The organism is Dentiradicibacter hellwigii (assembly GCF_041770905.1).
Taxonomy (GTDB): Bacteria; Pseudomonadota; Gammaproteobacteria; order Burkholderiales; family Rhodocyclaceae; genus Propionivibrio; species Propionivibrio hellwigii.
The window spans coordinates 90,569-112,363 of the sequence record NZ_JBEUWX010000002.1 but is presented as its reverse complement, the minus strand read 5'-3'; the positions used below and the strand labels follow the sequence as shown (position 1 = coordinate 112,363).

General features: G+C 53.4%; 29 protein-coding genes and 1 tRNA gene. 8 read left to right on the top strand and 22 right to left on the bottom strand.

All coding sequences use genetic code 11. From position 1 onward, the window contains the following. Window positions 1-71 precede the first annotated feature (71 nt). Both ABCS64_RS02795 and ABCS64_RS02790 read left to right on the top strand, forming a co-directional pair. Window positions 72-326, top strand: a complete 255-nt coding sequence (locus tag ABCS64_RS02795; RefSeq protein WP_418890412.1) for a FitA-like ribbon-helix-helix domain-containing protein — start codon at window positions 72-74, stop codon at window positions 324-326. Beyond that, window positions 323-748, top strand: a complete 426-nt coding sequence (locus ABCS64_RS02790; RefSeq protein ID WP_418890411.1) for a type II toxin-antitoxin system VapC family toxin — start codon at window positions 323-325, stop codon at window positions 746-748. The genes ABCS64_RS02795 and ABCS64_RS02790 overlap by 4 nt, the downstream gene beginning before the upstream one ends. Window positions 749-966: 218 nt before the next feature. Here the strand turns inward: ABCS64_RS02790 and ABCS64_RS02785 are convergent, their stop codons facing one another. The 6 genes from ABCS64_RS02785 to ABCS64_RS02760 form a co-directional block, all read right to left on the bottom strand. Further along, complete coding sequence (locus ABCS64_RS02785) at window positions 967-1,251, bottom strand: type II toxin-antitoxin system RelE/ParE family toxin (RefSeq protein WP_418890410.1); 285 nt, start codon at window positions 1,249-1,251, stop codon at window positions 967-969. Then, a complete protein-coding gene (locus ABCS64_RS02780; protein WP_418890409.1) occupies window positions 1,248-1,532 on the bottom strand; it encodes a CopG family ribbon-helix-helix protein in 285 nt (94 codons plus the stop codon). Before ABCS64_RS02780 ends, ABCS64_RS02785 begins: the two co-directional genes overlap by 4 nt. Before the next feature lie 281 nt (window positions 1,533-1,813). Continuing rightward, on the bottom strand, window positions 1,814-4,132 hold the full coding sequence (locus ABCS64_RS02775) for a DotA/TraY family protein (protein ID WP_418890408.1): 2,319 nt from the start codon (window positions 4,130-4,132) through the stop codon (window positions 1,814-1,816). An 11-nt stretch (window positions 4,133-4,143) separates the two neighbouring features. Continuing rightward, window positions 4,144-5,025, bottom strand: a complete 882-nt coding sequence (locus tag ABCS64_RS02770; RefSeq protein ID WP_418890407.1) for an integrase domain-containing protein — start codon at window positions 5,023-5,025, stop codon at window positions 4,144-4,146. A gap of 218 nt (window positions 5,026-5,243) precedes the next feature. After that, complete coding sequence (locus ABCS64_RS02765) at window positions 5,244-5,528, bottom strand: hypothetical protein (RefSeq protein WP_418890406.1); 285 nt, start codon at window positions 5,526-5,528, stop codon at window positions 5,244-5,246. Window positions 5,529-5,747: 219 nt separating this feature from the next. Beyond that, the gene (locus tag ABCS64_RS02760; protein ID WP_418890405.1) at window positions 5,748-6,029 is read right to left on the bottom strand and encodes a hypothetical protein; all 282 of its coding nucleotides are present in this window, start codon (window positions 6,027-6,029) and stop codon (window positions 5,748-5,750) included. Between the two features lie 249 nt (window positions 6,030-6,278). Between ABCS64_RS02760 and ABCS64_RS02755 the strand changes: the two genes are divergently transcribed. Further along, window positions 6,279-7,859 (top strand): type IV secretory system conjugative DNA transfer family protein, encoded by a 1,581-nt coding sequence (locus ABCS64_RS02755; RefSeq protein WP_418890404.1) that lies wholly within the window; start codon window positions 6,279-6,281, stop codon window positions 7,857-7,859. Between the two features lie 10 nt (window positions 7,860-7,869). Here the strand turns inward: ABCS64_RS02755 and ABCS64_RS02750 are convergent, their stop codons facing one another. Next, entirely contained in the window at window positions 7,870-8,184 is a 315-nt protein-coding gene (locus ABCS64_RS02750; RefSeq protein ID WP_418890403.1) for a BrnA antitoxin family protein, read from the bottom strand. Further along, on the bottom strand, window positions 8,171-8,479 hold the full coding sequence (locus ABCS64_RS02745; protein ID WP_418890402.1) for a DNA-binding protein: 309 nt from the start codon (window positions 8,477-8,479) through the stop codon (window positions 8,171-8,173). Before ABCS64_RS02745 ends, ABCS64_RS02750 begins: the two co-directional genes overlap by 14 nt. A 38-nt stretch (window positions 8,480-8,517) precedes the next feature. Here ABCS64_RS02745 and ABCS64_RS02740 point away from each other — a divergent pair, with 38 nt between their 5' ends. Beyond that, window positions 8,518-8,844: a hypothetical protein gene (locus ABCS64_RS02740; protein ID WP_418890401.1), complete on the top strand. Its 327-nt coding sequence runs from the start codon at window positions 8,518-8,520 to the stop codon at window positions 8,842-8,844. A gap of 138 nt (window positions 8,845-8,982) precedes the next feature. Here ABCS64_RS02740 and ABCS64_RS02735 read toward each other — a convergent pair whose 3' ends face one another. From ABCS64_RS02735 to gloB, 10 genes are all read right to left on the bottom strand, one after another. After that, window positions 8,983-9,336 carry a type II toxin-antitoxin system ChpB family toxin gene (locus ABCS64_RS02735; RefSeq protein WP_418890400.1) on the bottom strand — a complete coding sequence of 118 codons (354 nt, stop codon included), beginning with the start codon at window positions 9,334-9,336 and terminating at the stop codon, window positions 8,983-8,985. Beyond that, window positions 9,336-9,584, bottom strand: coding sequence for an AbrB/MazE/SpoVT family DNA-binding domain-containing protein (locus ABCS64_RS02730; protein ID WP_418890399.1), 249 nt, complete (start codon window positions 9,582-9,584; stop codon window positions 9,336-9,338). The genes ABCS64_RS02735 and ABCS64_RS02730 overlap by 1 nt, the downstream gene beginning before the upstream one ends. Before the next feature lie 96 nt (window positions 9,585-9,680). After that, entirely contained in the window at window positions 9,681-10,055 is a 375-nt protein-coding gene (locus ABCS64_RS02725; protein ID WP_418890398.1) for an AbrB/MazE/SpoVT family DNA-binding domain-containing protein, read from the bottom strand. 21 nt (window positions 10,056-10,076) lie between these two features. Next, window positions 10,077-10,403 (bottom strand): BrnA antitoxin family protein, encoded by a 327-nt coding sequence (locus ABCS64_RS02720; RefSeq protein ID WP_418890397.1) that lies wholly within the window; start codon window positions 10,401-10,403, stop codon window positions 10,077-10,079. Continuing rightward, window positions 10,381-10,680, bottom strand: a complete 300-nt coding sequence (locus ABCS64_RS02715) for a BrnT family toxin (RefSeq protein WP_418890396.1) — start codon at window positions 10,678-10,680, stop codon at window positions 10,381-10,383. Before ABCS64_RS02715 ends, ABCS64_RS02720 begins: the two co-directional genes overlap by 23 nt. Window positions 10,681-11,217: 537 nt before the next feature. Next, complete coding sequence (gene trfA, locus ABCS64_RS02710; RefSeq protein ID WP_418890395.1) at window positions 11,218-12,081, bottom strand: plasmid replication initiator TrfA; 864 nt, start codon at window positions 12,079-12,081, stop codon at window positions 11,218-11,220. Window positions 12,082-12,106: 25 nt separating this feature from the next. Further along, entirely contained in the window at window positions 12,107-12,481 is a 375-nt protein-coding gene (locus ABCS64_RS02705) for a hypothetical protein (protein ID WP_418890394.1), read from the bottom strand. 126 nt (window positions 12,482-12,607) lie between these two features. Further along, a complete protein-coding gene (locus tag ABCS64_RS02700; protein ID WP_418890393.1) occupies window positions 12,608-12,955 on the bottom strand; it encodes a hypothetical protein in 348 nt (115 codons plus the stop codon). 219 nt (window positions 12,956-13,174) lie between these two features. After that, window positions 13,175-13,265 (bottom strand) — tRNA-Ser (locus ABCS64_RS02695). Window positions 13,266-13,415: 150 nt separating this feature from the next. Next, on the bottom strand, window positions 13,416-14,186 hold the full coding sequence (gloB, locus tag ABCS64_RS02690; protein ID WP_418890392.1) for a hydroxyacylglutathione hydrolase: 771 nt from the start codon (window positions 14,184-14,186) through the stop codon (window positions 13,416-13,418). 33 nt (window positions 14,187-14,219) lie between these two features. Here gloB and ABCS64_RS02685 point away from each other — a divergent pair, with 33 nt between their 5' ends. The 3 genes from ABCS64_RS02685 to dnaQ all read left to right on the top strand — a co-directional run bounded on the left by ABCS64_RS02685 (window position 14,220) and on the right by dnaQ (window position 16,239). Next, window positions 14,220-14,978 carry a class I SAM-dependent methyltransferase gene (locus tag ABCS64_RS02685; RefSeq protein ID WP_418890391.1) on the top strand — a complete coding sequence of 253 codons (759 nt, stop codon included), beginning with the start codon at window positions 14,220-14,222 and terminating at the stop codon, window positions 14,976-14,978. Then, window positions 14,975-15,451 (top strand): ribonuclease HI, encoded by a 477-nt coding sequence (gene rnhA / locus ABCS64_RS02680; protein WP_418890390.1) that lies wholly within the window; start codon window positions 14,975-14,977, stop codon window positions 15,449-15,451. Before ABCS64_RS02685 ends, rnhA begins: the two co-directional genes overlap by 4 nt. 77 nt (window positions 15,452-15,528) lie before the next feature. Next, window positions 15,529-16,239: a DNA polymerase III subunit epsilon gene (gene dnaQ / locus ABCS64_RS02675; RefSeq protein ID WP_418890389.1), complete on the top strand. Its 711-nt coding sequence runs from the start codon at window positions 15,529-15,531 to the stop codon at window positions 16,237-16,239. Window positions 16,240-16,335: 96 nt separating this feature from the next. Here the strand turns inward: dnaQ and ABCS64_RS02670 are convergent, their stop codons facing one another. After that, window positions 16,336-16,890: a hypothetical protein gene (locus ABCS64_RS02670; protein WP_418890388.1), complete on the bottom strand. Its 555-nt coding sequence runs from the start codon at window positions 16,888-16,890 to the stop codon at window positions 16,336-16,338. 109 nt (window positions 16,891-16,999) lie between these two features. On the opposite strand from ABCS64_RS02670, the gene ABCS64_RS02665 reads away from it, so the two are divergent. After that, window positions 17,000-17,899, top strand: coding sequence for a recombination-associated protein RdgC (locus tag ABCS64_RS02665; RefSeq protein ID WP_418890387.1), 900 nt, complete (start codon window positions 17,000-17,002; stop codon window positions 17,897-17,899). Between the two features lie 212 nt (window positions 17,900-18,111). Here ABCS64_RS02665 and ABCS64_RS02660 read toward each other — a convergent pair whose 3' ends face one another. The 3 genes from ABCS64_RS02660 to ABCS64_RS02650 form a co-directional block, all read right to left on the bottom strand. After that, the gene (locus ABCS64_RS02660) at window positions 18,112-18,576 is read right to left on the bottom strand and encodes a hypothetical protein (protein ID WP_418890386.1); all 465 of its coding nucleotides are present in this window, start codon (window positions 18,574-18,576) and stop codon (window positions 18,112-18,114) included. Between the two features lie 204 nt (window positions 18,577-18,780). Next, window positions 18,781-21,168, bottom strand: a complete 2,388-nt coding sequence (parC, locus tag ABCS64_RS02655; protein WP_479686645.1) for a DNA topoisomerase IV subunit A — start codon at window positions 21,166-21,168, stop codon at window positions 18,781-18,783. A gap of 309 nt (window positions 21,169-21,477) precedes the next feature. Then, window positions 21,478-21,705, bottom strand: coding sequence for a glycine zipper 2TM domain-containing protein (locus ABCS64_RS02650; protein WP_418890384.1), 228 nt, complete (start codon window positions 21,703-21,705; stop codon window positions 21,478-21,480). Window positions 21,706-21,795 lie beyond the last annotated feature (90 nt).

The following is a 21,795-nucleotide window of genomic DNA, read 5'->3' as shown; positions in this document are numbered from 1 at the left end:
AAGGCTGACTTGCAGGAATGATTGCATTTTGCTAATCTGCAAGCAGATCAATTATTTTGAGGTTTTGAAACATGCCTTCTGTCACTGTTCGGAATGTGCCTGAAGAAGTGCACCGGGCTATCCGCGTGCGCGCTGCCAGGCATGGGCGTAGCGTTGAGGCTGAAATGCGCGAAATCCTGGGGGATTCCGTAAAACCGGCTCACCGACTCAAGCTGGGTTCGTTGCTGGCTGAAATTGGCCGTAAGGTTAAGCTGACTGACGAAGAACTTGTTCTCTTCGAGAACATGCGCGACAAAAATCCGGCGCGGTCGGCGAGCTTAGAATGATTCTGCTTGACACAAATGTGGTTTCAGAGCCGCTGCGCCAGTCTCCCGAAATCCGTGTCATCGAATGGATCGATGCGCAGGCGCTGGAGACGCTCTATCTGTCGGCCATGACCGTAGCCGAATTGCGCGCTGGCGTTGCTTTGCTGCCGGTAGGCAAGCGTCGGACGGCGCTTCACGAGAATCTGGAAACGCGCATTTTGCCGATGTTCATCGGGCGCGTATTGCCGTTTGATCTGACCTGTACGAACGCTTATGCTAGTCTGCTGGCGGTTACGCGCGCTTCCGGCCAAAGCCTCCAGACAGCCGATGCCTGCATTGCCGCCATTGCCACTGCCAATGGCCTGGCTATTGCCACACGTGACACATTGCCTTTCCGGGCGGCGGGGCTGGTTGTTATCAATCCGTGGGAATTCGAGCCATAAGTGTCCGGGCGCGCCTTTCGCAGGCGCATGTGCCCGCGCCGGACGGCGGCGCGGACACATGCGCCTGAACACGCATCCGAAACCCCGCCACCCTCTCGGGCTGGCGGCGGATGCTGCACCTTTGGAACCTAACGGTCGAAGCTGTCTATAAATGGAAAGCGGATCGGGGACACAAGCGGCTGAGGACTCTTCTGTTACCCAAGACGCAGCAGATCGTCTCAAGACTGAACCGGCGGCCATTGCCGGGCAACGTGCAGCACACGAAGCATGCGCACCAGGTCGCCTGCCACGTCATAGATGAGGGCGTAGTTCCGATGCACTGTCAGCTCATGGGTGCCGTCAACGCGGCCAGGTCGGCCCAAGCCCGGATAGTCGAGCAAGCGTGCAGCCTGCTTTGAGAAGAGATTATCGAGGGCCAGCGCGGCGGCCGGATTGTCCTGTGCGACGTAGGCGCGGATTTCCCGCCTGTCGGCTGCTGCTGGCCGTGTCCATGCCAGCTTCACGATGCGGCAATCTTCCGGCGTGTTTCAGCCCGCCACGCCTCGGCCTCTGCTTCCACCTCATTGGCGGATAGCAGCTCGCCGGCATTGGCCGAGTCCAAACCGCGCTGCACCTGACGGCGAAACCATGCTTCATGCGTATCCTTTTCCTGCTGCAACTGGACGAACTCGCGCATGAAGTCGCGCAGGAGTTGCGCGCCGCTTCGGTCACTGGCTTTAGCGGCCATCGAGAATTCGGTTTTCAGGGTTTCGTCGACCCGAAAAGTGAAGGTGGCTTCGCCCATTTTTGCCGCTCTCATGTGTTACAAACAAAGTGCATTGTAACGCGCCCAAAGGGCATCAAGTTGTTTTTGACGCCATAAGCATCCGGGCGGTATCCGGGCGCGCCTTTCGCAGTCGCATGTGCCCGCGCCGGACGGCGGCGCGGCCTTGATGCGCGCAGCGCATCAAGGTTCGCACGCATACGCCTGAACACGCATCCGAAACCCCGCCACCCTCTCGGGCTGGCGGCGGATGCTGCACCTTTGGAACCTAACGGTCGAAGCTGTCTATAAAAAAACAGCGCTTACTTCTTCTCTTGCTCAAGGTTTTCCCGCGTCACGAAATTGGCTGACTCACCGCTTTTTCCTGCGACTCGGTTTTTCCCGCGTACCAGCATCTCGATTTTTTTCATCGCATCCTTCTCACCCAGGCTGCCGATACCGGCGCTGATCCACTTGAGCACTCTGTCGCTCATATCCTGCGGCAGAGCAAAAACGGTCATGAACACCGACAGCGTGATGAAGGCATAGACGAGCATAAAACCAAAATAGGAGGCAATCCCGGTTGTACTGTTAGCCTGGATCGTGTTCAGGGAGCCGATAAAACCCAGATTGACCAGATCCATGATCGGGCGCAGCATGATCATCGACAGCAACAAACCCAGCACGGTCAGGATCGGCTTGAAAAATACCGACAGCAACAACAGATACCCCTGCTGCTGCGAACCGATGAAGCTATCGTTTGACTCCGGCGTCATGTGCATGACCATCCACAAGGGCGCGGCCACCACCGATTCGACGACGGCGATTAACCAGCCGATGACGGCCAGGGTAAAAACCATGAACGGCACCATCGGCAGGAAAATCGACATGAAATAACCGATGTAAAGCAGACCGTAGGCCGGAACGACGATCAAATCGGACAGCCAGCCCAGCGTCTGAATGAAGGCGCTGCCGGTTTCTTCGGCAACATCCTGTAGCCCTGTCAAATTGATCGGTGTGATGGACAACAACGATTTCACCCCCGCCTTGGCCCACCTGGCGGCGATCTTAAGCATCGTCGGCGCAGCGATGAGCGTTTCCCCGATGACCATTGCATAGTCGCCGATGTTTTTGACCTGTATCACCGGATCGTGCCAGCCCGGCGTATCCGGCACGGCGAGCATATCCACCGTCCCGGCCACGGCCTTCTGGCCCATGCTGCTAAGCCAGCCATCCCACACATCGGTCGGATCGGAACCTTTCTCCAGCTTCAGAGACGGAATCTCCGTCGCCTTCTTTCCCGCATTGACGGGATTGCTCTCCCAGGCTGCCGGTCCGTTGGCGATAATATCAAACGCCTTTTGCGTCGCCAGGGCGTAATTAGCCAAAAGTCCCTTGTCGTGCGCAGGGGCAGTCTGCTGGATCAATTCAGTCATCGGCGGCTTACTGTTCGGCGTGATGCGATACGCCTCGTTCAAAGCCGTCTGAATCTGCGAAAGGCGACGATGGAACATCCCGGCCTGCACCCAGCCATGTTGCGTACTCTGTTCCAGGAAATTCTTGATGACCTGTCCGTGCGTCGAATCCATTTGATTGATGTCGGTGTTATAGCCTTTGCGGAATGTCCGGACATAGGCATTGATCCCTTCCTGGAAGCGCCCGGCATCGATGTCCGGTTTTTCGGACACGATGTCGGCGGCCAGCACTGTCATCTTTTCGTCCAGTACATTGTATGCCCCAACCGCAGTGTTGTAGGCCATGGCGTTGGCGATCATCTGAATTTGCTTGGCGTCATAGCCCGTACTCACGAACATCTTTTTCGCATCGATGTTGGCCGAAAACGGCACACTTGGCGTTGTCGCGGAAACTGTCGACGTTCTGCCCATAAAACCGACGCTGCCGCAAATCGGTTTGCCATCGGCAACCGGCGTTGCCGACGTATCCTTGTACTCATAAATCTTGGTCACAATGCTGGTATTCAGGCCAAGCGCCTCGGCGGCCATATCGGACACGACCGAAAAGCCTCGACCCAGGTTGAAATTAATGGTCTTCTCGACAGGCTGAATGTTTGTCTGCCCGTTTGTAATCATGCCCAGCGTCTGGTTGAGCGACATCGTGCAGACCTTGGACAGCAGCATGTTGCCCGCTAGTGTGCGGACCTGGTTGGCATCGGCATCGAGGGCGACGAACGCATTGGGTAGCGGCCGGGTCAGCGCCGCCTTCACTACGTTTGTCCACGTTGTGTCGGCAATGCCCACGCCCCAGACGACAATTTGCAGGACAATCAATTGAATAACCGAATAACCGGATGTGGTCACGATCAGCGATGCCGCTGATCCGGCGATGCGCAACGGCGTAAATACTGTTGACCACTTGCGCCCCAGCGCCTGTCCGTCGTTGGCCGTGTTCATGACCCCGAACACGGTCACATAGGCCAGGATCACCGTGCCAAAAAACAGGACGGCGCTATTGAAATAGGCGAAGGCTGTACCGAGAATATCGGGCAGACCGCCTCCGGCCGTACTCCCGAAGATGTTGGCCGTCACTTCGCCGAAGGTATTGGCCAGCAGATGCGTGATGGAATAGTCCTGCGGCTCCGGCGTGAAATTCGCCATGTTGTTTGTCGGTGTGCCTGCTGGCATGGTTGCCCCTCCTATCGCCCCAGATAAACGGCCGTGATGTTTTCCCGGTTGTGGCCCAGTTCATTGCTGATTACCAGTCTCGCGGCTCGATCCGCTTCTTTTTGCTCCTGATCAAGCTGCTTGTTAGTCGGCCCGCCCCTGGCCGGGCATTCCCGGCCGGTCAATTCTTTGTACCGGTTTTGCGCGTAGGCATGCCGCAGCCCGTGAAGTCGCGACAGGCCGAGGAAATTCGTCGTGTTTTCGTACTGCTTGAGCCGTTCCACGTACCGTTGCCCCGCCGGGATCATCGACCCGGCCCCGGCCAGCATCGCAGCCCTGGCCAAAACTGCTTTTTGATAGTCGTTTAGGATTGGAATCTCACGCGCACGACCACCCTTGCACCACGAAGCCTTGAGCCTGACAATCCCGGGACTGCCAGCAAGTGCATAACTCGGCTGGAATTTCAGGCACTCCTCGCGGCGCAATCCAAAAGCACGCTGTAACTCAATCGAGCAACGCAATCTTTCGTCCTTAATATTCTTCAAAGTTTCATCACTAATTCGAACCGACTTGTTTTGGTTTGTCACATATTTGCGTCGGCCGATGCCTAATTGAGCATTGGCCTTTGGAATAACGTTTTGCTTGTTGATCTTATCCGCCCACCATCGAAGGTGGGCAATGCGATTCTTTATCGTCGCATCTGAAAGTCCGTCTACTTTCTGCCACTGATTAACGAGAAACTGAACATGTTTAGGCTTCAGGCCCGTTACGCCCATGTTTCTAAAACGGCCAATTTCAAGAAGCTGTTTTCCCGCCTGAATCAAAATATCTTTTCTGGCAGCTTGTGTCGAAAAACTACCGTCTTTGTTTCTCTCGCACAATTGAGTAATTTCCCGAACAAGAATGTGCCTCATTGCCTCATCCAAAACTATTTAAAAGTAGTGGTTAGTGTTTAAATAAAGTTTCGACGTTCGAAAACGGCGAAAACAATCGAAAAACCGTAGTTTTTCGATAGGCCGAAGCCCGTGCACCACAAAATACTGCAAATCAATTTGCGTCGCTGTCGTGCCGTAGGCAGCTATTTAACCAGACGAAACAAACTGAAGGACTGCCAATACCTTAAACTTCAAATTTAGCCATAGATTTTTTGCCCATAGCTTTTAACTGCATTTACAACTTCTTCAGGATTCTTTGCCATTTCAACAATCATTGCAGACACAACCAAAGACAATTCCGGTCGCATTCCTATTGATTTCTGAACAGTTTTGCGTAATTCCTGAATTTCCATCATTGCCTCTTCAGTAATCGGAACTTTTATCTCTTTTGATGGCTCGACCTGAACAAACCGGCTTCCATCAAACTGATAAAGTTTTCCCTTGTCAAAAACCTCTTCCTTCTGACTGACTTCTTCACTCATAAAATAATCTCCTTTTCAAAAAAAAAATATATATAAAAGATACCCACATGTGCACTTGGCCTGCGTTGGTTGCCTTTGATACATACGCGCCTGCGTTGCCTGCTGCTTTTGGCCTTGCAAGACTGACCGTCTTTTGCTTCTACGAGCACAACCGCCATTACTGGCTCTAGTGTCAATCACCTGAAGCAAGGTGGCCTTTTTTGAGAAAAAAGACAAAAACTATGACCTTGAAAGGCCAACTGACTTGCCCAGTTTTGCCTTGAATCTGTTTGCCCGTTGAACCGAATTTTTCTGGCGCTTCCTGGCTTTCGTTACTGCCCGCAACGCCTCATTTAGCTTAGCTTCCTTCATTGCCAAATTATTTTCCAACTCGGCAATTTTTCGGTTTGCTTCAGCCAGATTAGCCGAAAGTTTCTTTCGGGCCGACTCGGATTCTCGTAGCTGTGACAGCAGTTCATTTGCTTGCCGGTTTATTTTGCTGTCACTTTTAAAGATAGCCATTTCTACAACCCAAAAATTATTTACGGAAATTGTCGCATTTCTGCGACGGCAAGTCATTACCCGCTTTTTACTTTATTTTACTGTAATTCAAATCGTCACTATTTTTTTCGGCCAGTAAGCCCTACTATTGAACCATCAGGGCGGAGCGTCACTACCTACTCGCTGACGCTCGCGGTAGAGACGCTCCGCGTTTAAACCCTGCCGGAATTACATCAAAATGTAATTTTGGCATATTAGATGGATGGCACTATGCTAGTCGACAAGATCAAAAATTTTTTGCTTTCGTTATTGTTTGGCTCAATGTTTACGGTTGTTTTTGCTTTTGCCGGACTCAAGCTAATTTCCGCACGCCGAAACATTCCTATTAATCATGCCGCTAATTTTGCCTGGCAAAACTCAATTACCAATTGGCCGCTTGATCTTCAATTGGCTATGGCTGCTGCTTTGATTTGTGGCCTTATTATCACTACTTTGCTATTTTGGCTTCTTTACAATACAAAGTGGACTTTTCAGCCACGCCGAATTGATGATGAAGAATCAATTAAAAAACTTTTATCGATGAGCGCAACGAAAGAAGAAGCAAGAGTGTTTGCCGGCAAATACAATGAAAAAGAAATGTACGTATCAACGGAAGATCGAGGTCTAGTTATTGGCCCACCTGGTACTGGTAAAACTGTTTTTCTTTTGAACCAGATTCTGAGAGCGGCAGAAATTGGATTAAGCTTTGCGGCAATTGACATCAAGCCTGAAATTCACAAAGTCATTTCTTCTGGTTTGGTAAAAAATGGTTATCGGGTTCTCAAAGTCAATCCGGCTGTTGACGATCCAGAGGCCGACCATTGGAATCCTTTGGCCGATATTGATGGCGAAACCGATATCAGTGAGCTTTGCAATTCGCTTCTGCCAATCAACAGCCCGGACGAGGCGCCTTTTGTTGAGGCTCAACGCGACTGGTTAAAAGCCTCTGTATTTCATGCCAAATTGCAGCCGGGTGGCAGCTTACCGTCTGCCTATCAATTTCTTTCTTCACAACCCGATTTTGGAAAGCTGCTTGATGTTTTAATTGACTCAAAAAGCTCAACTGCCGCGCAAATTGCACGGCGAATTAAAGCTGGATTGTCCGGAAACAAGCCTGATCCATTAATACTTCCGGGATTGTCGGGCTGCTTGCGCTCACTTAATTATTTATCGCTGCCAGGCGTTCAATCGGCACTTGGGCATTCTGATTTTTCGATTAAGGAAATCGGTACGAGCCGACCGACCGCACTTTTTTTGCAATTTGAGGAATCGAAACTGGGAGCGCTTGGGCCGCTGCTGGCATTCATGGCGACGGGGCTTTTGACTTCGCTAATCAATACCGCCGGAAAACGCGCCGCCGTGGCATTTTTTTTGGACGAGATTGGCAATATGCCAGCAGTGCCCGGGCTTGCCGAGAAACTCAACACAATTCGTAGTCGCCAGCTTCCTACTTGGATGTATTTTCAAACGACTCAACAAATTGAACGGCGTTACGGTAAAGGGGCGCTCGATGTGTTTTTTGCCAGTTCAGATGCCCAATTATTTTTCCGCCTCAATGACGAAAAAACGCGCGAACTTGTTTCCCGGTTGATCGGCACAACCGAGCAGGTAAAAACTACCCAGTCGACTACGCGCGAGGAAGGCGGACGCAAGACCACCATAAGCCGGACAAGGGAGCGCGTGGCGGTCATTGAGCCGCACGCCTTGGGCCAGCTAAAGCCCGGCCAGGTGGTTTGCCTTTATCGGGGCGCGGCGGCGCTGGGACGCGCGACGCCGCACTATGTGGATTTCCCGGAGTTCAAGAGATCATGAATCGGGCAAATTACGATGGAGCGTGCGCGGCCAGCAAGGCCGCCGCCCGTGTCTGCCAGCCCTTGCCGCTGGCCCGCCATTTGGCGAGCGCTTCCGGCTCCATGCGCAGCGTGACGGGTTGCTTATGCACGGCGGCTACGCTTCCTGCCGGTCGTCCCGCCTTGCGCCGCGCCATGATCATTTCCGGCGTGTGCACGGCGGCATATTCGCCGCGCTGTGCCTGGCGCAGCGATTCACGCAGACCGGGCAAGGGCTGCCCCGCATCCGCTTCCGCAGCGGCGGCAACTTTTTCAATATCGAGATTTTCCAGATCAAAATCGTTCATGCTTAGCCTCCTTAGCTACTTTGGCGGATATGTTGGCGCGCTTGCTCTTGATATACGCCATAAGCAACACCAGCGCACCCTCATCAAGCAGGTTGAAATAAATGACTCGCGCTCCGCCGCGTTTTCCTTTACCGCTCGCTGTCCAGCGTACCTTTCTTACGCCGTCTGCGCCGGGAATTACATCACCGGCCAGTGGGTTACAGGCTATCCACTCAATGAACGCATCACGCTCTTCATCGCGCCAGATAGCTTTGGCCTGTGTGGTAAATGTTGCGGTTTCAATCACGGTTAACATGGTTTTATTGTACATCTAATTTATATTGGAGGATAGACATGCTGGACCAGCTGGAACTTATTCGGCAGATTGTTGACCATGCCGCCGCACCCCGGCAGTTTTTCTGGGGCGGATGTCCGATTCAACGAGAAAGCCTGTCCGATCCGTCGGGTTTTCTGCCGCTATTGCTGCTGGATGCCTGCTCACAGATCGAGCCGGTGAATCTTCCCTGTTTTCTGGTAAAGAATGATGAAGAAGCCAGCTTTAACGTGCGCTTGATCCGCGTCAGCGGCCTGCGTCAGGAGTTCATCAAACGGTTTGCGGCTTGTGTTCGTGAATGCGATGGCGACTTGCAGAAAGTCGCGCAAGCGCACTTTCAAAGTTGAGGGAAAACATGCCCAGAAAAATGACTATCAAGGTGGCAACTTACGAGGAATGCGAGCAATGGGCTTTTAATGCTTGCCGAACCGTTCGCTGCGACTTTTGTGGCGTGGTGCAGCCCATCCTTTGGGGTGAGGAGAAGATCAATCAACCTCTAATAAGGCCAAAAGGCGGCCCAAGGCGTCATCGATAACGAACTGTGGCACACGTTCGACGAACTTGGCTTGGCGTGCGGCAAGATCAAGCATCCGTACCTTGTTGACCAGGGCCGCGCCTTGAGTCTTGCAGCCCGTACCCGTCAGGCTGACTGCGAAGCCTGCATAGCGGCTGTAATCTGCGCCCTGTGTGATGGGCGCTACCAATACGTCGCCCAGTTGATTAAACGACCTGGTAGTCAAAATCAGCGCGGGATGCGCTTCCCCCCGCATTTCACGACCTGTCACCGGCTCAAGGTTGACACGAACGATGTCGCCACGCTCGAAGCGTGCAGCGGCCATCACCACACCTCCTGCCCAACAGGTTTTGCGTCGTCCCACCCGCCAAGATCAGGCGCAGGCGCATTCGGGTCGCATTGCGCCAGAAGCTCATCGAGTGTGTAGCGTGGTTTTGCTGCGCGCAAAACGGCTTGCCGGGCGCTTACTTCCACAGTGAACGCATCCCCGATTTTGACGCCGAGCTGCGCCAGCATGGCGCTGGGCAAGCGCACGGCAGCGCTGTTCCCCCATTTCTGAATACTGAGTTTCATGCGGTTTGCGTTCCTGTTCTGTTGGCTATCCGGCTTTAATGTTTCTACATTGTAGCTTCGTTGCTTTGGGTAGTCAATTGTGGCGGATTGTGGATGTCAGGCATTCGCCTCACGAAATTGCTTTCTTTCGTTTGCCTTTGCTCTTCTTGCAGAGGCTTGGCGGCGTTCTGCCTTTCCTGCTGAAAGCGTAGCGCCTGCCGCACTGGAACACCCCCAAACGTCTGCCTTGCCAATGTTTGCCAAAACCTCGTCAAGCGACAGTTTTTGCTTTGCTGGAGAAAGCCGGATAGTTCTATCTGGTTCTATTGAAACGGTGACTTTCTCACCAGGGCGTATGCCTAGGTGATACAAGCATGCTGCATCAAACTTACGCAGCGTGGTCTTGCCGATTGCACCGACCCGATGCAATGCCTGCGCGGACTCGTGGATAGACTCGAAAGCATCTGACTTGAATGTGATGTTAGTAGTCATTGAAATGACGAACAGCCCATGTCACGACTGTTCCCGTTCCTTATGCCGCAAAGAGCGAAGCATGGCCTCTCGCAAAATGGCGTTGATCCTCGTTTGATACCCTTTTCCTTGCCCCTTTAGCCACGCCAGAACATCTGAATCCACCCGCACCGTGGTAGATGTTTTAGTAGGCTTGTAAAACGGATTGCGTACAGCGTTCAGCCAGAACTTTTCCGTCAAGGGCGGAATGTCACTGTAGTCAATTTCGCTGTCAGGCCGGTCAGCCAGTGCACGAAGTTCGGCTTTGCGCTCTTCGGTCAGGGGCGGAAGGCTGCCCAGATCAACTTCATAGCGAACAATTTTGTTCATAGCGTTTTCTTTCTTTCGGTTCGGCGCGACGCGCCGAAATGATGCGTATCACCTCTGTGCCGTCCTGATCATCCCGGACAGTATGGGCAACTAGCAACAGTAGATAGCCATCTACGATTCCCAAGGTCTGCCAGCGGTACTCACCGTTTTCAATGCGATCTTGTTCGACCAATGCAAACGGGTCAGCAAAGACACGAACGGCCGTTTCAAAGCCCACCCGGTGCTTTTTGAAATTCTTGGCTGCTTTGTCTGAGTCCCATTCGAATCTAGTTTTCATACGATTATGTTACTACATTTCTGTTAGACCGACTAGCGGTTGTACCCAGCCTGTAGCTAAAGCAGGTCGTCCGACAGACCCAGAACCCAGAATTACCCCCTAAAACGCACATAAACGCGCTATACGGCAAAAACGACCCTTAGCCTATAAAAGGATATTCCCAGCATCAAGAAAACCTCGCCAGCGCGCTTCCTGAAGATCGGACAAATGCAGTGGGTTTTCGGCGAAACCTTAGATTCGGGCAATAGTCAGGATAGGCGCTTAATGTCAGCCGCGCCTAACTCCGGGACCGGTGGCGGACAGATAGCGTTAATGGGTATATTTTACGCATCACGCAGACAAGACGCTCTTATTAAAAAAGATTAGTAAACGATTAGCAGAGTTATCCACAACCCACGAAACCCTTGCCATTGCTAGATTCTCTGGCTGTTTTATTTATGGGCAACCCCGGTGCTAGAACGGTATTGCCCCGGTGCTAGAACGGTATTGCCCCGGTGCTAGAACGGTATTGCCCCGGTGCTAGAACGGCATCAGCCACTAGGTGAGTTTGGCTTTTTTCTTGATCAAGTGCCGCCGCTGCGACCCGCTGGCCTGCCGTTCGACGTATACGAGGTCATCGCACACTTCATACCTGAACCACTTTCCGTGAGCCGCGCATGCCTCTTTCACAGCGAGTAGCGCCTTGCGCAAATCCTGCCGGTAATGATCCATGCGGACTGCCTCGCTTCCGCAAAGTTGGTGCAATGTTCGTACTTTAAAAGGAAACGGCGCTGCATGACTTGAATAAAAACTGTGTAGCCATTGCGCGAGCGGCTTCCCATTAAGCGAGCGGCGTATCCTCCAGTCCACTTGTGTGAACTGGTATTCGTCAAATAGCGGACGCAAGTGCGGGTCTAATTCAATTACCCATTCCTGCGTTTTCTCATCCTTAACCGAGGAGCGAATCAGGCTGCCTATATAAATATAACGACCTTGCCGGATCGTCAAAGCAGCGGCTACAAGCCGTTCGATGCGCTTCTGTAACGCCGCCCGATTTTTTCCCGTGTCCGTTAATCCGATTAGTTTTAGCAACGAGTATGACGTGACGCGGCATTGCTCGCCTAGCGACTGCGAGCGCACAGCGTGAAGCAAATTTTCCCAGACGTCCAGATCATCTTGACCAAGGCGCTGCCCAGTATAGTAAATTTCGATTCCATCGAGCGCGGCAAGCGGCTCGCCCTCTGCGTAGCGGCGCCGCCCTCGCCCGGTCGAGGAGAATAGTGAGCTGCGCAGGATCGCGTTGGGCACTGCTCGAATTGAATCGGGCCATTGGGGAAGCCGCGCCTCCTCGGGAAGCGGCGCGCGCTTCCCGCGCGCCGCCCTCACTCGACAATCGGCGATCAAATCAGCCAATTTTTTCATTGCTTTTTTTATGACAAAAGCAACTTCAATTGACCGACTTTTTATGCTTTCGAATATGCTTTCGGAATTCTGTGACACTCATGCCAGCGGCATGGGCGGCCAGCCGCTCTTCCTTTCTCGGCGGGCCGCGCCGCGGCCGTTCACCACCGCCTCCGACACTTTCTACTTCCGCTAACGCATCAGCTATGCCAAAGACATCGAACTGCAGACGCGGACGAAGGCCTTCGATCGGTCGAATCGCCAGCGTCCCGTGAGTATGACGATTGTATAATGTTTGTGGCGCAATGTTCATTATTTCGGCCGCTTGTTTTGCGCTCACACAAAGCGAACCATTTGATTTTTTTAGTATTTCCTGCAGAATCTCATCGCGCCGTTTATCTTTATCATATGCATTTTGCATTTTTTCCTCGCTTGCCGCCCCTTTTTGGGGGCGGCGCCAGTCAATCTTTTTGATGCTAATGGCATAGCATCAAACCGAAGAACTCGGCGAGGCAATATGCTAAATAGATATCTGTCGCCTCGCCGGTCAGGCGAGGCGGAAACGAGGCGGACGGTCGCCCGGGCAACTTTCCCAGACTAAGCGATTGATTTTAATAATTATCTTTCTTGGCCGCGGCGTATCATTTATGATCTTGTCATTCGGCCAGCCGGGAATCAGGGCAAAAAAAGTTATGACAAAAGCAAAAACAAGACAAGCAAAACCCCCGACCATGGCCAACTGGCCGGCACCAATGCCGGTCGAAAAAGCGAAAAATCCGCAGAGAATCAGCGCGCAACCGAGCAGACCAATAACCAGCTGGTCTTTGGATAGCCCGCAGCAGGCCGCCCGGCCGAGCCGAAAAGGCAAATTTCTCGTTTTTCCCCCAACGTCCATTTTTGTTATTTTACTCTTTTTTTCTAACTATTCAAGTGGTTATATTTACTTTTCTTTACCTTAATTCTTTTTCATCGTTACTTTTACCACTCTTTACCTCATCCCAAGTTTGTCACAATTTTGTCACACTGAGCGGGAAAAAATAGGGGTAAATCAGGGTAAAGGCAAGTATGACGAGGGAAACAAAAAACGGCCGAAACGGCCGTTTTTCAAGGGTTTTGGCGGAGAGAGGGGGATTCGAACCCCCGTCAGGGTGTTACCCTGAACACGCTTTCCAGGCGTGCGACTTAAACCACTCATCCATCTCTCCGGCAGGGCGAGATTCTAGCAGAAGCCATGCCAATCAACAAAACCAATGATCACATGGCGATAGCTCTGATCTTACCGAGCAGCACCATCTATAAGCCGGGCTTCAACGTGCGTTTCATTGTAATCGATTCATTCACCATGCCCACGAACCCTAAAAAGTATTTTTCCACTCACGTAGTGCTCGGAAAACTTGTATGGCATCATCGCTCACAGCGCCATGCACACGCGCCGAGGCGATAACTTCCGGGACATGGCAACGCAGAAAAGGATTGGTCGCTTTTTCCAGCGCCAGCATTGATGGCACAGTGGGTAATCCTTTGGCACGCAGAACGCTCACTTCATCAACACGTTTTTGCAAGCGCCGGTTGCCCGGCTCGACGGCCAGCGCAAAGTGCAGGTTGGTCTCGGTATATTCATGTCCGCAGTAGATTTGCGTTTGTTCGGGCAAAGCCGCAAGTCTTGCCAAAGAGTCGAACATCTGTGCCGGCGTTCCTTCGAAAATGCGACCGCAGCCGCCAGTAAACAGCGTGTCACCACAAAACAAAACACCCGCCTCAGCGCTGAAATAGGCAATATGCCCAAGGGTATGCCCCGGCACGGCCAATACCTGAAATATGCCCTCAAGTTCGGGAAAAACGATTGTTTCACCACCTGAAAGAGGATGGTCCAAGCCTGTGATAGACTCCTTTTCCGGGCCGTACACCGCTGCCGCTGGATACTGCACCAGCAGGTCGGCAATCCCCCCTTGGTGGTCAGCGTGGTGATGGGTCACGAGAATGGCGATCAGCGACAATTTCTCGCGTGTCAGCACTTCCAGCACGGGAGAGGCTTCGCCCGGATCGACGACAGCGGCAAACGCCCCCTTGCGCAGCAACCAGATGTAATTGTCCTTGAGGGCATGAATATTCAGTAGCTCGAACATGGGATTATTGTGAAAGAACGGCAAGAAAAGTCAATGCGTAATATGCCCGGCACCATGCATGATGCGTCTGACATCGCTGACTGGTTGGAAACCCCACGCGGCCGCTACGTCATAAACTGGGAGCAACCCCACGTCGATGCGCAAGTTGCCGATGTGTTCGGCTATAATGCGCTGCAACTCGGCTTGCCACAGGTCAAATTCCTTGCCCATAGCCGCATTCCGATGCGTCAGATCGTCGGTGAATCAGGCCCCGTCGATGTACGCTGTAGCTTATGCGAGCTTCCATTTGCCTCGGCCAGTATCGATTTGGTCGTCATGCCGCATGTGCTGGAATCACATGACGATCCGCATCAGATCCTGCGAGAAGTCGAGCGTATCCTGATTCCCGACGGTCAGGTCGTCATTACCGGGTTCAATCCTGTTTCACTTTGGGGGCTCCGACGTTTTATCCGGCGTAACCGTCAGGGGTTTCCGGATAACGGCAACTTTATTTCTGTGTTACGTCTACGCGACTGGCTAAACCTGCTCAGTTTTGAGGTTGATCGTGGCAATTTTGGCTGCTATGTACCGCCTTTCCAACACGAACACTGGTTGCGCCGCTTCCATTTCATGGAATCGGCAGGTGATCGCTGGTGGAGCTTCGCCGGCGGCGTCTATTTACTGCGCGCTGTCAAGCGGGTTCGCGGCATGCACCTTGTCCTGTCTGACTGGAGGCAACAGCACGCGCTACGCCAGACGTTCACCACCGTAACGCAGCAAACACTCGACAAGGAACTGAATAAGCTACCATGAAGCGCACTGAAGTCATCACGCATATCTACGCCGACGGCGCCTGCCGCGGCAATCCTGGCCGCGGTGGCTGGGGGGTATTGTTGCAGGCAGGCACGGCTGAAAAAGAACTGTGGGGCGGCGAGCATGAAACCACCAACAACCGCATGGAACTGACAGCGGTGATCCGTGCCCTGGAAGCGCTCAAACGTCAGGCGTTTGTCCATGTTCATACTGATTCGCAGTATGTACAAAAAGGTATCAGCCAGTGGATTCATGGCTGGAAACGGAATGGCTGGAAAACAGCCGACAAGAAGCCGGTTAAAAATGCCGATCTCTGGCAACGACTCGATGCACTGGCACAAGGCCATGAAATCACCTGGTCGTGGATCAAGGGACATGCCGGTCATCCAGGCAATGAGCGCGCCGACACCCTTGCCAATCGTGGTATCGATGAATTGCCTGATGACTCGACAAACAACCCGCCAAACCCATGAGACCTAACGCTCCGCTGCTGAACGCATTTCCTTGAAAGCAGCCTTGTAAATCTCACGCAAACCCAAAGCAAAACACTATGCGACAAATCGTTCTCGATACGGAAACTACCGGCCTGGAACATAAGCTTGGCCACCGCATCATCGAAATCGGCGGCGTTGAAATCAATAACCGCCGTTTGACAAGCCACCACTTTCATTACTACCTCAACCCTGAGCGGGAAATCGATGAAGGTGCGCAGGCCGTCCACGGCATCAGCCTAGATTTTCTACAGGATAAGCCGCGCTTTGCCGAAATCGCCGCTGAATTCCTCGATTTTGTGCGCGGTGCGGAATTGATCATTCATAATGCGCCGTTCGATATCGGATTCCTCAATGCCGAACTGGCACGACTCGATATGGAGCCGATCGAGAGCGTTTGCTGTGCCGTGCTGGATACACTGCGCATGGCTAAGGAGCGTTTTCCGGGCAAGAGAAACAACCTTGATGCGCTTTGCGAACGCTACGCCATCGACAATTCGAAGCGCACACTGCACGGTGCATTGCTTGACGCCGAAATTCTTGCCGAAGTATATATCGCCATGACGCGCGGGCAGGAAAGCCTGCTCATGGAACTGACGGATGACAGCAATACCGGACAGGGCCATATTGAAGAGCGCCTAACCATAAGTGCACACCACCAGCGAGTTCTGCGCGCCAGCCCCGAAGAAATTGCCGAACACGAAGCATTGCTTGCGGAAATCCAGAAGGAGAGCAAAGGGAAATGCGTTTGGCTGGCAGATTTGACATAGGGCGATAGCGTATTAAAAAAGGTACGTCTGCACCTTTTTTATTTATGTATCCGGAACCTGATCAACAATCAGTTCTGCAAGGGCCTTCACTACCCATCAATCATGATTGCCGTCACCTTGGCTACCGTCGGCGTTTCCGGTATTTCTATCGCTGCCGGCAGGCGTGGCAAAAGCCATGCCATCGCTTACTTCTCCCGTACGACCGCCATGTGTGAATCCGGTTGGATAACCATTTCCATTTCCCGTATCACTCGGCCCCTGTGTCTGATTCTCACGCGGCGGGCGTGATTTGGCGCGCCGATGCGATCGCTTGAGTGGTGAGCGGTTTTTATTTTCCTGGCGACGCACATCGGGACGGTTTTCCTTTTCCTGTGGCAACCAATTCTCCTGACGGGAATTGGCATTTTTTTGTCCCTGGTGACTCCGTCGTCCTGGCGTAAAACCACGCTTACCTTCGCCACGATCCAACGTGTACCCGTTGTCACGATTGCCCGGCGCCGTACGAATTTCAAGCTCATTCAGCTCATCCCATTCCGCATCGCTGCGATCCCGATCGGGGATTGCCAACAATTCACGAATTCGGCGGCGAATATCAAATGATTGAGGATCGTTCATACCTGTATTATGAACCACTCCGACAACGGCGTTCAATACTCTTCTTACCGATGAACTTACCCGATGTCGCATTCAGCATCCGAGCGGTATATTTCACCGCTTCGCTTTTATAATTACATTTTTACAGAATTCCGCCTTCCCTCTCATGTGGTTCAAAAATCTCCAGCTATTCAGGCTGCCTGCATTTGACGATAGCGCCCTCGAAACTATTGAGACCGCTCTTGCCCGTGCCGCGTTGCACCCCTGCGCCCCCAGCGATCTACGGCGCTTGGGCTGGGTACCGCCCTTGGCAGATGGTACGTTCGTACATGCTGTCAATCGCCAGTGGCTGATTGCGCTGGGCATTGAGGAAAAGCTGTTGCCCACTACCGTCATACGTCAAATGGCCAATGAGCGCGCACAGGCAATTGAAGCCACTGAAGGCCGGCGCGTCAGCCGTAAGGAGCTGCGTGACCTGCGTGAATCGCTGTCCATCGAATTACTACCGCGTGCTTTTGCCTGCCGGCACACCATATTTGCCTGGATCGACCCACTGCATGGCTGGCTGGTCGTCGATACCGGCTCTCAACCCAAAGCGGAAGAATTGGCCGAGTGCCTGCTGAAAACCGCTGAGGGCTTCTCCATCGCGCTACCGGCGCCTGTGCGCACGCCCACTTCGGCCATGACCGCATGGATGGCGGCCAGCGAGGCGCCCGCCGATTTTACCATAGACCAAGACATCGAGCTGCGTTCCCCGGAAAATGCTTTAGTACGCTACACGCGCCACTCGTTAGAGGGCAAAGAAATTGGCCATCACATCGCTGAAGGCAAGATCGTCACCCGTCTTGGCATGACGTGGAATGACCGGATTTCGTTCATTCTTGACGAGAAGCTGCGCATCAAGCGCCTATCTTTCCTCGACATCCTCAAAGAAGAAAACGACGGACTGGCTGACAATGAAGCCGAACGTTTCGACCTTGATTTCACACTGATGACTGGTGAACTCGCCCGTTTGTTTGACGATCTGCTTGCCGCGCTTGGTGGGGAGGCTGACGCAAAACACTAAGGAAAGCCAACCACCAAAGAATTACGGACAAATCAATCCAATCGTCCCCGTATTTTTCAATCCAATAAAATTCAGACCGGGCACCCCGCCGAACTCATCGGCAAATCGCACCCGGTCTGGTAAAAGCAATATGGAATTTCAGTTAGGAGAGAAGGAACCTAAGCTTCCCTAACTAGAGCCCCTATATCCCATACATAAACAATTCACAAAAATTACTGCTTCGCGGCTTCCTGCGCGTTCTGTACGGTTTCCTTGGCACCTTCCTTGACTTCAGAGGCAACCGCCTTGGTCTTATCGACGACTTCCGCAGCAGCATCCTTGGCCTTGTCTGCGGCCTCTGTTGCAGCATCCTTGACCTGCTCAGCCGCTGTCGCTGCCTTGTCGGCGGCTGCGCTCGCCGCATCCTTGGCCTGTTCGCCAACTTCCTTGGCTTTATCAACCGCATTGGAAGCCGCTTCGCTCACTGCAGCTGCCGCTTCCTTACCCGCTTCCTGGGCAGCTTCACCTGTCTTGACGGCTGCATCCTGAGCGGCTTCACCCGCTTTCTGAATTGCGGCACCCGCCTCCTGTGCAGCGGTTTCGGCAGGGGAAGCAGGTTTTTGATCATCCTTGTTGCACGCGGCCATCAGGGGCAGACAAATTGCAGCGGCAATCAGGGTTTGTGTCAGTTTGCTCATGGTTTTTCTCCTTTCAGTAAGAGTTTGGATTATCGGTTATTTCCGCCCGACAGGCAAAAAAGTGCGATCTTCCAGTGTTTCATGCGCATCGACCATTTCTGCCACATCAGGCAAGGTCAATCCGGGATCAAATTACTTTTGCCATTAACGTTCTCTCCTGTTGTTGGATGACAGAGACAACAATACAGCGGGTAAGGCGAACGATCAGCCCATCTCATTGAGCGGCGTAATTGTTGCCTGCGTGATTAGTCCGATGGGCGAACCACGGCGTGCACGCTGCCCAATGTGCTTACTTTCAGAAAGCATTTCTTTCGGGCGATTGCGGAAAATGCCGCGCACGCACACGATGGCTCCCCGACCAGCAATCGCCGCCCTAAGCGTTTCGCCCTCACGAAGCCCGATGATCTGTACGCCTTTGCCGCCAGAGAGTTTCTTCATCTGGTCGATCGGAAAAATCAGCAAGCGGCCGTCTTCAGACAACGCTGCGACATGATCGGCACGCCGCTCACCTGCGCCCAGCGGTGACGGCGGCAAGATGGCCGCGCCCGCTTCCATTGTTAGAAACGCCTTGCCGGCCCTCTGACGTGAAAATAGATCGCCCAGCGTGGCAATGAATCCATAGCCCGAGGTCTTGGCAAAAAGGAATTCCTCGTCCGGCCGACCGGTCAGCACATGCGCCAGCTTACCGCCGCCCAGCTCGACAAATGAAGCCAGCGGCGCGCCCAGCCCGCGTCCATCGGGCAATACCGCAACAGGCACTGTGAAAGCGCGTCCCTCGGTCGACAAGATCACGAGCGAATCGACCGAGCGACACTCAAAGATTACGCCCGCGCCATCGCCGTCCTTGTAGGCAACCGATGAAAGATCGAGGCCATGTCCCTGGCGGACGCGCGCCCAGCCCTTGGCAGAAACGATCAGCGTCACCGGCTCATCCGCAACAACGGCCACTTCGCTGCGCGTTGCGGAAGCGGCCGCTTCAATATGTGTACGCCGCGCATCACCGTATTGGGCAGCATCGGCACGAATTTCCTTGATAACGAGCTTACGTAGCAGCGTATCGCTGGATAACAGCTTTTCCAGATCATTTTCGGTGTGGCGCAGTTTTTCCAGTTCCTGATCAATCTTGAAGCCTTCCAGGCGCGCCAGTTGGCGCAGGCGAATTTCCAGAATGTCGTCGGCCTGCCGCTCGGAAAGTGCAAAGCGCGCGATCAGCGCCGGCTTGGGTTCGTCCGACTCGCGGATGATTCGGATCACCTCGTCGATATGCAGAAAGACGGTGCGCCGACCTTCCAGAATATGGATACGCTCACACGCTTTGTTCAGGCGGAATTCACTGCGCCGGCGCACCGTAGCCAAGCGAAAGCGACACCATTCATCCAGCAAATCAAGCAAGCTTTTCTGGCAAGGACGGCCATCCAGGCCAACAGCGACAAGATTGATTGGCGCCGTCGTTTCCAGGCTGGTATGCGCCAGCAACAGCGCCAGAAACTCCTCGCGCTTCTGGCGCGAGCTGACTGGCTCAAATACCAGGCGAATCGCATCGTCCTTACCCGATTCGTCGCGCGCACGGTCAAGCTGCGAGGCAAACAGCGCCTTCAGGTGCGCGGCGGCAGGATCAATGCTCTTTTTGCCCGGCTTCGGTTGCGGGTTCATCAGCGCACCGATTTCCGAAAGCACCTTGGCGCTCGATACGCCGGGCGGCAGCTCTTTGACGACCAGTTGCCAGGCACCGCGTGCCATTTCTTCAAATTCACACCGGGCGCGCACGCGCAGACTGCCGCGTCCGCTGGCATAAGCCGCCGTGATTTCGGCAGGTGCGGAAATGATCTGTCCGCCGCCCGGATAGTCCGGCCCCGGCACATGTTGCAGCAACTCGGCCAGATCAGCGCGCGGATTCTGGATCAGGCAGATCGCCGCTTCCGCAACTTCGTGCAGGTTGTGCGGCGGAATTTCGGTAGCCATCCCCACGGCGATACCCGATGCGCCATTCAGCAGGGAAAACGGCAACCGCGCCGGCAAAAAGGCCGGTTCCTGGAAAGCACCATCATAATTGGGCTGAAAATCGACCGTGCCTTCATCGAGTTCGCCAAGCAGCAGCTCAGAAATCCCCGTCAACCGCGCCTCGGTATAACGCATCGCCGCTGCGCCGTCACCATCACGTGAGCCAAAATTTCCTTGCCCATCAACCAGCGGGTAACGCAATGAAAACGGCTGCGCAACACGCACCATGGCATCGTAGGCTGAAGCGTCTCCATGAGGGTGATATTTGCCGATGACATCGCCCACCACGCGCGCGGATTTGACTGGCTTAGCCCCCGCCGCCAGCCCCAGCTCATGCATGGCAAACAGAACGCGCCGCTGTACCGGCTTCTGCCCATCCCGAACATCCGGCAATGCCCGTCCTTTAACCACGGCCACCGCATATTCAAGATAGTCGCGTGCAGCCGATTCATGCAACAGAAGACTCTCGCTTCCATCATCAGAAACCGTGGTCGGCCGAGACGATCCGGGAGGGATCACCGGAGATCCAGGAGGCGAAGATGAAACGGAGGGGGCTTTCTCAAACAAATCAGGCGTCTGAATATCAGGCATACACTCGACTCAATCGATCCGTCAGGAATAAAATCTCTGTAAAAACAGCAAAGGCCGGACTCAGCCGACCTTCAGCGAAAACGTGAGTGTACTACCGATTACTACCGATCAACGCTGCGAACGAACACCATCAACCAAACACGGTACGTCGCGTAGCCATCCATCTGATAACTACGCGACGGCGCATCAATAAGCCAGAAACACCCGGACAATCAGCCAAAAATAAGCACATCGCATACATCGTGCATATCGTCAGCATCATGCCCTGTGCAATTCGCATACAAGGGTTACGCAGCAAACACGCACAGCCTAGCGCTTGACCTGGTTCCCAATCACACCACCTACGACCGCACCACCAACGGTACCCATCGAAGAGCCGCCTGTCAGCACAGCGCCTGCGACGCCGCCCACAGCTGCGCCAACGGCCGTATTCTTTTCACGCTTACTCATATTGGAACACCCGGCCAATGCCACACACACCACTATGATGGCAAACAGGTTTTTTTTGGAATTCAGGCTGGATTTCATCGTTTTCATTTCACGTGCTCCAAAAATTAAGACAAGTGTATTGCAGTTTTCTCACTGCAAAAATCAGGCCAGGATTGAAACTCATATAAAATCAATGAA

What these genes read in the sequence shown, in the direction of transcription:
- ABCS64_RS02795 (WP_418890412.1), top strand. Translation starts at nt 72, where the DNA reads ATGCCTTCTGTCACTGTTCGGAATGTGCCTGAAGAAGTGCACCGGGCT.
- ABCS64_RS02790 (WP_418890411.1), top strand. Translation starts at nt 323, where the DNA reads ATGATTCTGCTTGACACAAATGTGGTTTCAGAGCCGCTGCGCCAGTCT.
- ABCS64_RS02780 (WP_418890409.1), bottom strand. Translation starts at nt 1,532, where the DNA reads ATGGGCGAAGCCACCTTCACTTTTCGGGTCGACGAAACCCTGAAAACC.
- ABCS64_RS02775 (WP_418890408.1), bottom strand. Translation starts at nt 4,132, where the DNA reads ATGCCAGCAGGCACACCGACAAACAACATGGCGAATTTCACGCCGGAG.
- ABCS64_RS02770 (WP_418890407.1), bottom strand. Translation starts at nt 5,025, where the DNA reads ATGAGGCACATTCTTGTTCGGGAAATTACTCAATTGTGCGAGAGAAAC.
- ABCS64_RS02765 (WP_418890406.1), bottom strand. Translation starts at nt 5,528, where the DNA reads ATGAGTGAAGAAGTCAGTCAGAAGGAAGAGGTTTTTGACAAGGGAAAA.
- ABCS64_RS02760 (WP_418890405.1), bottom strand. Translation starts at nt 6,029, where the DNA reads ATGGCTATCTTTAAAAGTGACAGCAAAATAAACCGGCAAGCAAATGAA.
- ABCS64_RS02755 (WP_418890404.1), top strand. Translation starts at nt 6,279, where the DNA reads ATGCTAGTCGACAAGATCAAAAATTTTTTGCTTTCGTTATTGTTTGGC.
- ABCS64_RS02750 (WP_418890403.1), bottom strand. Translation starts at nt 8,184, where the DNA reads ATGAACGATTTTGATCTGGAAAATCTCGATATTGAAAAAGTTGCCGCC.
- ABCS64_RS02745 (WP_418890402.1), bottom strand. Translation starts at nt 8,479, where the DNA reads ATGTTAACCGTGATTGAAACCGCAACATTTACCACACAGGCCAAAGCT.
- ABCS64_RS02740 (WP_418890401.1), top strand. Translation starts at nt 8,518, where the DNA reads ATGCTGGACCAGCTGGAACTTATTCGGCAGATTGTTGACCATGCCGCC.
- ABCS64_RS02735 (WP_418890400.1), bottom strand. Translation starts at nt 9,336, where the DNA reads ATGGCCGCTGCACGCTTCGAGCGTGGCGACATCGTTCGTGTCAACCTT.
- ABCS64_RS02730 (WP_418890399.1), bottom strand. Translation starts at nt 9,584, where the DNA reads ATGAAACTCAGTATTCAGAAATGGGGGAACAGCGCTGCCGTGCGCTTG.
- ABCS64_RS02725 (WP_418890398.1), bottom strand. Translation starts at nt 10,055, where the DNA reads ATGACTACTAACATCACATTCAAGTCAGATGCTTTCGAGTCTATCCAC.
- ABCS64_RS02720 (WP_418890397.1), bottom strand. Translation starts at nt 10,403, where the DNA reads ATGAACAAAATTGTTCGCTATGAAGTTGATCTGGGCAGCCTTCCGCCC.
- ABCS64_RS02715 (WP_418890396.1), bottom strand. Translation starts at nt 10,680, where the DNA reads ATGAAAACTAGATTCGAATGGGACTCAGACAAAGCAGCCAAGAATTTC.
- trfA (WP_418890395.1), bottom strand. Translation starts at nt 12,081, where the DNA reads ATGAAAAAATTGGCTGATTTGATCGCCGATTGTCGAGTGAGGGCGGCG.
- ABCS64_RS02705 (WP_418890394.1), bottom strand. Translation starts at nt 12,481, where the DNA reads ATGCAAAATGCATATGATAAAGATAAACGGCGCGATGAGATTCTGCAG.
- ABCS64_RS02700 (WP_418890393.1), bottom strand. Translation starts at nt 12,955, where the DNA reads ATGGACGTTGGGGGAAAAACGAGAAATTTGCCTTTTCGGCTCGGCCGG.
- gloB (WP_418890392.1), bottom strand. Translation starts at nt 14,186, where the DNA reads ATGTTCGAGCTACTGAATATTCATGCCCTCAAGGACAATTACATCTGG.
- ABCS64_RS02685 (WP_418890391.1), top strand. Translation starts at nt 14,220, where the DNA reads ATGCGTAATATGCCCGGCACCATGCATGATGCGTCTGACATCGCTGAC.
- rnhA (WP_418890390.1), top strand. Translation starts at nt 14,975, where the DNA reads ATGAAGCGCACTGAAGTCATCACGCATATCTACGCCGACGGCGCCTGC.
- dnaQ (WP_418890389.1), top strand. Translation starts at nt 15,529, where the DNA reads ATGCGACAAATCGTTCTCGATACGGAAACTACCGGCCTGGAACATAAG.
- ABCS64_RS02665 (WP_418890387.1), top strand. Translation starts at nt 17,000, where the DNA reads ATGTGGTTCAAAAATCTCCAGCTATTCAGGCTGCCTGCATTTGACGAT.
- ABCS64_RS02660 (WP_418890386.1), bottom strand. Translation starts at nt 18,576, where the DNA reads ATGAGCAAACTGACACAAACCCTGATTGCCGCTGCAATTTGTCTGCCC.
- parC (WP_479686645.1), bottom strand. Translation starts at nt 21,168, where the DNA reads ATGCCTGATATTCAGACGCCTGATTTGTTTGAGAAAGCCCCCTCCGTT.
- ABCS64_RS02650 (WP_418890384.1), bottom strand. Translation starts at nt 21,705, where the DNA reads ATGAAAACGATGAAATCCAGCCTGAATTCCAAAAAAAACCTGTTTGCC.